The organism is Martelella alba (genome assembly GCF_005217455.1).
Classification (GTDB): domain Bacteria; phylum Pseudomonadota; class Gammaproteobacteria; order Enterobacterales; family Enterobacteriaceae; genus Acerihabitans.
Genome location: NZ_SZPQ01000035.1, coordinates 44762 through 51653, shown reverse-complemented (window position 1 = coordinate 51653; position 6892 = coordinate 44762). Strand labels below are relative to the sequence as shown.

General features: G+C 59.3%; 5 protein-coding genes and 1 pseudogene. All 6 read right to left on the bottom strand.

The features are described 5' to 3' along the window. Nucleotides 1-72 precede the first annotated feature (72 nt). The 6 genes and pseudogenes from FCN80_RS19830 to tssK all read right to left on the bottom strand — a co-directional run bounded on the left by FCN80_RS19830 (nucleotide 73) and on the right by tssK (nucleotide 6865). Nucleotides 73-930, bottom strand: a complete 858-nt coding sequence (locus FCN80_RS19830) for a hypothetical protein (RefSeq protein WP_136992020.1) — start codon at nucleotides 928-930, stop codon at nucleotides 73-75. Between the two features lie 11 nt (nucleotides 931-941). Beyond that, nucleotides 942-1580 carry a DUF2345 domain-containing protein gene (locus tag FCN80_RS26950; protein WP_230492801.1) on the bottom strand — a complete coding sequence of 213 codons (639 nt, stop codon included), beginning with the start codon at nucleotides 1578-1580 and terminating at the stop codon, nucleotides 942-944. Between the two features lie 35 nt (nucleotides 1581-1615). Further along, nucleotides 1616-3296 (bottom strand): annotated as a pseudogene (locus FCN80_RS19825) (type VI secretion system Vgr family protein). A gap of 168 nt (nucleotides 3297-3464) precedes the next feature. Next, nucleotides 3465-4943, bottom strand: coding sequence for an OmpA family protein (locus FCN80_RS19820; RefSeq protein ID WP_136992018.1), 1479 nt, complete (start codon nucleotides 4941-4943; stop codon nucleotides 3465-3467). Continuing rightward, nucleotides 4943-5482, bottom strand: coding sequence for a DotU family type IV/VI secretion system protein (locus FCN80_RS19815; protein ID WP_306767905.1), 540 nt, complete (start codon nucleotides 5480-5482; stop codon nucleotides 4943-4945). The genes FCN80_RS19820 and FCN80_RS19815 overlap by 1 nt, the downstream gene beginning before the upstream one ends. Before the next feature lie 33 nt (nucleotides 5483-5515). Beyond that, entirely contained in the window at nucleotides 5516-6865 is a 1350-nt protein-coding gene (tssK, locus tag FCN80_RS19810) for a type VI secretion system baseplate subunit TssK (protein WP_136992016.1), read from the bottom strand. Nucleotides 6866-6892: the final 27 nt, after the last annotated feature.

Below are 6892 nucleotides of genomic sequence, written 5' to 3'. Positions count from 1 at the left end.
GCTTCCATCGGGAATAAGGATCTGGCAGCCTGAGTTCCCAACTAAAATACTCTCCCGGAAAACCGGGGCGGTTCAATAAGCGCCAGGGCTGGTTTTCCCGTTGCCGGCCGGTACGATTTCCTCCCCGAGGAATCCGATCGCATCCCCCGCCTGTATTGCAAGCCTTGTGGCAGGTTGTACCACGGCATCAAATTTTCCCTGTGCGACAGCATATTGCATCCATGCCGGTAAATGCGTGTAGTGCTCGCCTTCCGCGATCATGTTCTCTGGCAGCGTGGTCACCCAAAAGGCCTTGCCGACGACTCGCCCTTCCTTGTCAAGCTCCCGTGCCAGTCCAAACGGCTGATTCTCGCCGTGATTTGTAAATCTGGACTCCTCAAGTATCAAAACTCGGCAATCTTTCGCGAGAATGCCCTGAGCCGGCGGCACTGGTCCTACGCCTGTTTGTGTCCGGTAAGTGTCATTTTTGCCAGCTTGGCGTTTTCTGACGCCTCGAGAGGCGATCACTCTCATGCACTTACGTTTCACAAATGCCGATAATGGCGCCAATCCCATATATAGCGAGTAAAACTCAAGCCAGGTTCTGTCGTTTCGCGGATCTGGCCGACAGAGGGATCTCACCAGCACAAAAGTCGTCGAGTAGCGTAAAGCCTGGCCGTTATAGGTATTTCCCAGATAATCCCTGTTAACGCGCCAGGCCACCACCTCGCCATCGGCCATGCATTGCAACGGATAGGCCGAGTCCATCGCCCTGGCCCTCAGCATGGCGCCCGGCGCCGAGGTTTCCGTCAAGTGGATACCGCCATGCCACATCCGGTTAGTCCCCGCCAGCCAGGAGCCATGCGTCTCACGAGCGAGGCATCCCATCATGTCATCCAGCGTGGCGTAGTGTTCGTTGTTTTTGTTGCGGGCGGGGAAACAGATTTTCATTTCAGCCATCCTTAGCGCGACAGGTTGTCTTCTGTCGCGGACGGCAGAAGATCAAGCAGGGATTTATCGCAGGCAGGCCTCTCGCTTTGCAGAATCGCGGCCGTCATCGGCACCTGATAGCGTGCCGCTTTAATCACGAAATCTCCGTGAGTGCCGTGTTCAATGCCATGCTGACTCAGCTTAAGATAAGCTCCCCCGCCATTAAGCGTCAGAGTTTTCGGCGTGCTGATAACCACTTCATCCTTGCCGCTGGCGATGGTGAACTGCTGCTCGGCGCTCATTTCAAGCCGGCCGTGCTGGGCGCGCACCTCGATATCCCCCAGATCGGCGATAAGTCTCGCCCCGGATTGATGGGCAAACAGCCCCAACGCCTGTTCCGCGCTGACAGTGATATTGTTCATCGCCCCCATATCCAGGTGCCGGCCCGCGTTAATCATCGTATTTTGCGCGCTGGTCAGTTGGATATGTTCCCCGGAGGTGAAGGCTATTCCCTGTGGAGCACAGGCCATTACCACGGCCGACTTCAATGCCTCCAACCGGTCGCGCAGCAGGTTATGTTGTGCCTGAATATCGCAGGTCAACGCTTGCGCCTGCTCCGCCGCCCCATTCAACGCCTGCATTTGCCTGTTGGCCTCTAACAGTTGATTCACCGCCGAGCTCATCTCCAGCACCTGTCCCTGCCCTTTTATCTGGGCATCCGCGTCAGGTAGACGCCGCGGGCGGCGCGCACCGCGCCGAATTCATCCGTTCGCAGTTCAAACCCCGCGCCGCTTGCGCTCGCTATTGACCAAGTGGCCGATATTAAGCTGAGTCTTGCCGTATTCGGTAGCAAGCTTGATATGCTCTGCCTGGCGCCTGTCCTCAAGGCGCAGTTTATTGTTTGCCGGGGTACGCCAGACGTTGCGGGTATGGTTGTCGCGGGTCACGTGATCGGGGTGGCCCGCATCGTGCTGGGCATGGGCGATATACGGGCGATCAGGGTCGCCGCCATCGAACATCACCGAGACCTCGGTACCGTCTAGCAGGGGCGAGTGAAAACCATAACCGTTACCGGCATACGGCTTTGCCATACGCAACCAGAGGTAAGCGTACCCCCGCTCGCCATGACTGCGGTCAAAGTCAAGTTTCACCCGGTAACGGCCCTGGTTATCCAGCCAAGGGTAGATGTCCCCTTTCTCCGCACTCTCCACACGCGCCGGCAGCGTACCGGCAATGACCGGGCGACGTCGCAGCGGCGGGCGATAGCACACGGATTCACGGTAAGGGATCCCGGTAAACGCCATTCGAAAGCCGCGGCTGCGGGAGCCGCCGCTTTTTACGCCCGTGATAACGATACCCTTTTTCAGGTTCGCCGGCAGAATGCCCAGCGGCTCCAACACGTTTCCAGGCATCAACCTTGGACTGGTGGTTTTTCCCACGATGACCTGTCGTCCATTCAAAATGCGCTCATGGTGCAGACGGGCGTAAAAGGCGTTATTCTCCGCGCTCTCCGTATCGTCTTGATTCTGAGGGGGGTCGGCGTAATAACGATACGCTTCGCCCGCCGTGATGCCGTCATCCACGGGGATGGAAGCGATGCTGTCTTGTGATATCCGTCCTTGGCGAGCGTTGTCATCGCGGGTGGTCACCAGGCCCGTGACCACGCGATGATGCGTATGGATATCCCAGACGCTGAACTGGCCGTTATCGTTGGTATGCGACGGTGCAATGAGCGGCAATGCCATGCCGAATCCGTACTGCCGCGGGCTGTCCTGGAAAATCACCACGTCTTGTTCAAGGCGCGTATCCATCTCAAAACACCAGAAAATACCCACTTCGGCCAATAAGCGCTGAACGAACGCCAGATCGGTTTCATGCCATTGCGTCACCAGTTCCCGCACCGGATAGGGTTGCGACAGGCGAAACTCGAAATCCACCCCCGACAGACCATGGGAGCGCAGGAGGGACTCCACCACCTCGGGCACTGTCTGGTTAAGGTAGATCTCACTGCGTTTTGTGTGTTGCAGTAGCGCAATGCGCGGTACGATGGTCAGGGTATAGCGGGTTTCATCCACAGACGCGCGCAGTCGCTGAAAGGCATGAACCACGCCGAAAACGGTGCGTATCGGCACGGCGGGCATGCCGTTACCCTGCGGCGCCAGAAAAGTGAACGATGCCGGCTTCAGCAATAGCATGTCTCCGGCAATATCATCCACCGCACAGGTCACTGTGACCGCGTAATACCCGGGTTCGCTGAGCTTCTCCTCGGCCCGGAAATCCAGAACATCCAGAAAATGGGGGCAGTCATGTACATCGATGCCATAGCGCGACAGACCACGCAGTTTGTCGATGTTGCCCCGCCCCGGTACAAGCGTAGAATTATCCATGGTTATTTCCCTATACAGTGTCCGGACAGGCAAAGGTTAAGACAACGCGGCAGGACAGGTTGGGCTCCCGGAGGGGCTAACCCGTTGTCGGGGGTGCGTTCAGGCACGCTACCGCCCATCGCTGTAACCAAAGCGCATCAGGTCGGATTTTCGCGGTGTGGGCGCCGTCTACTCGACATTGCGCGAAACCCGCTCTCCTTTATGATGTGATTTGCCGTCATCCTGCGATGGCGCCAGAGTGTTGCCCGGTATCTGACAGGCATTGGCCTGCGGTACCAGACTGATTTCGACGCGGCGGTTAGCCGCGCGTCCTTTCGCGGTGTCATTGCCCGCTATCGGGCGACTCGCCCCATGGCCCCGCGCCGCAAAACAGCTTTCCGGGATAGCGCCGGCGTCTCGCAGCCAGTCTCGCACCGCTTCGGCGCGTTTCATGGACAGCGTCTGATTCAGCGCCGGGCTGCCGGTGTTGTCAGTGTGGCCGGCCACCACAATGAGCCAGCCCGGTCTGGCTTTGATTCCCGCCAGAGAGGCCATCAGCGTCCCGGTGGATCCGGTTTTCAGGACCGATTTGCCGGAATCAAACAGCGACATGCCGTCAAGGCGGACGATCTCCGGCGCCGCGCCGCGTTTGGGGGTGTTGAACGATCTGGCCTTGGGCCTCGGAAGCGGCGCATGGCTGTCAATGGCTTGCTGGACGCTCGACCACAGACGCTCGCCCGGATACAGGCCAAGGCCGTAACGCTGCGGCTCGCCCTGGCGCCGCCAACGTTCCAGCAATAGGGCATCTCGTCGCAGTGCTAGCAGTGACTGCGCCTTATGGACGTAATCTGTCGTTGGGATGACCTGCCAGCGTTGCAGGTCAGCGCCGATCCGCAGGATAAGCGATTGGTTATGCATTACCGACAGGCCAATGCCGGCAAGCGCGCAAAGCATTAGCGCCATGACCACCCGGCATCCGGTTTTACTGTCCTGAAGAGGCATAAAATCAGACGCAAACAAGGGCAGAACCGGATCGGCGAAATGCCACGGCGAAGGATGAGGCGCCGTCGCCATCGACGGCAGTAGTCGCGAATGGCGAAACAGCCATTGCGGCCATACGGCCCGGGCGGTAGTACGCACGGCGCCGACCCGGAGCGCCACGACGAACGGGGATATGGCGGGACACAGCCTATCGGCTTTGGACAGTTCATCCATTGCGACCTGCCGCAGCATGTCCATCGCGTGGAACAAATACGGCAGGCATCGGCACATCACCACCAGTTGCCCGGCCATGCGGGGGTCGCGGGCCAGTAGCCTGCCGGCGAATGCGCTCAGCCGCTCCGCGGGTCCGACACGCAGGTAACACCCCCGCGCCGTGGTGCGGCATGCGCTTTTGATAAAGAGGTCGTCACTGATATCGCCGCAGACCAGCAGAACCGGTCCGCTAAAATTCGCCGGCGGGTAAATGCCAACTTCAGCCTGCCGGCTCGCCGGGAAACGGCGGCGATCATGACGGTCTATCCGCAACAGGGCCGCAATGACGCTCAGTACCGTGAGAGCGCCTTTCAATATTACGGAAAGCCGCAGATATCCCCAGACCAGCCAAAGCACGGCGACCAGACAGATCAAAGCCGGAAAGGCTGTCCGTAACCACGCGGATCCTGGCATTAATGCAGCTCCGGAAGTTCGTGGCGCAGCAGTGCCTGTAGCCACAGGTAGCCGCTGATCCAGGCCACTGTCGTCAGCATCACCGCCAAAACGATCCAGAACCACAGGGAGCGCAAGAGACCGCAACGACGCTTCCCGGTTTCATGCACCACCAGGGATACCGTCGGGTTCAGCGGCGGAACCCGCGCATTGAGGGAAGCGAGGATTTTTTCCCGCTGCTCGCGGCACTCGCCCCGGAGGCTGAATTGCCCCTGAAATCCCAGCGCCAGAACACGTTGATAACAGGCCAGCACGGCCGGAACCGGAGACGGTTGGCGCAAAACCTCGGCAATTCGGTCATATAGCGCGCCACCGGCGCGTAATGAGCCGAAATACCGAGCCTGCAACGGGGCGGCGCGCCAGGCCCTCGCCCCTTCATCCCCTTCTGTCTCGGTAACTTCCGCCACTGTGTTGCTATCACCGACACGGGTGGCGGCAGACTTACGGTTCATTACCGCCTCATCCAGCAGGGCGCAACTGCGCCACCGTAAACCAGGTATCCATCATCAGACTGTCGATATCAATATCCTTGCTCATGAGCGCGGCACCGCGAACAATTCAAGTTCAAGTTCGCCCAGCAGCGAAGGCACGTAGAACAGGCACACCCCCTGCTCCAGCATGTCGCGCGCCGCCCGGCTCTGCATATCCAGCACGAAGTACTGATTTTCCAGCCGCACCGGCAACGCCGCGGGGACCCGGCTTAATAAAATGAGTCCGATGCCTTCCATCGCCACACCGGAAATTCGCCCTACCGCGTCCGGCGTGCCGACCATTGCCATTTCGGCAAATTTCTCGGCCACCTGCCAGGCGGGCAGGGTCGACCGGACGGAGAGATAGAAATCGGTGTCTTCACGCAGACGGATATTGTGCAAAACGGCTTTCCAGGTCTGTTCATCCTGGCGAGTCATGCTCACCGGGACGACGCGGGACGGCAGGCCGGATTCAAGCAGCTCGCTGATAAGTTCAAACAACGGCGGGAAGCTGTTCTCCGGCGCCAGATGGTCATAACCTGGAATAGCGTCCGGATCGCGATCGAGTGAAAAGGTCAGCATACTGCCGGCCAGACGCGCCAGCTCGGCCCACACCTGTTCAGGGTGGCGCGCCGGGAACCGTTCAATTTCAGAAAGAGCGCAAGCATGGGTGTTCAGCGCGTTCAGTAACCAGAATAAGGTGACATCGGCCACGGCGAAATCGGCCATGCGTTCGTTGCTTTCCCGGCGCAAAGCCATCAGATACCGACGGCGGGAGCGCAACTGACGGTTCAGCAGCGCCAGCCGTTCACATAACAGATGGCTGGCGGAAAACAGCGCCATTGGCGGCACATAATCCGGATCCTGACGCCAGCCCCCCTTGCCGTCGCGAAACAAGCGCGCAATGGGGCAAGTCTGCCAGGCATCGTTATTTTCATGATGAAAGCGGAAGGCCAGATTGAAGCGGGCCACCGCCATTGGCTCTTCTTCCTGACCGAAGACATCGGGTATCGTCACCCACTCTTCACGGTAGCGTAACGGACGCTCGGTTGGCGTCGTTTTCGTCTGTACATTGACGATCCCGGACTGCATGACCGGCAGGGCAACGAATACGGTCACGCTTTCTTCATGTCCCTGGGCCGGCACAGCGACCGAACGCGGCGCTGGCGGCAAATCGCTGCGGCGGGTATCAATAAGCGTGCCGTCAGGCAGCCACAGACGCAGGTACTGCGCCTGCACGCGGCCGGAAGCCAGCATCGCATCATTCAATTCCACGCGCTCCACTCCCCAAGGGAAGGGGCTGGCGAGCGATGACAATCCGGCGCGGGAGAAGGACTCCCATTCCGACTGTTGCTGAAACTGCTGAGGCGCCAGCAAAGTCCCTTCATTCCATAAAGGGCGATAAATGTTCATCCCTGGTTATCCCTCTCATTGCGATTT

What these genes read in the sequence shown, in the direction of transcription:
- FCN80_RS19830 (WP_136992020.1), bottom strand. Translation starts at nt 930, where the DNA reads ATGAAAATCTGTTTCCCCGCCCGCAACAAAAACAACGAACACTACGCC.
- FCN80_RS19820 (WP_136992018.1), bottom strand. Translation starts at nt 4,943, where the DNA reads ATGCCAGGATCCGCGTGGTTACGGACAGCCTTTCCGGCTTTGATCTGT.
- tssK (WP_136992016.1), bottom strand. Translation starts at nt 6,865, where the DNA reads ATGAACATTTATCGCCCTTTATGGAATGAAGGGACTTTGCTGGCGCCT.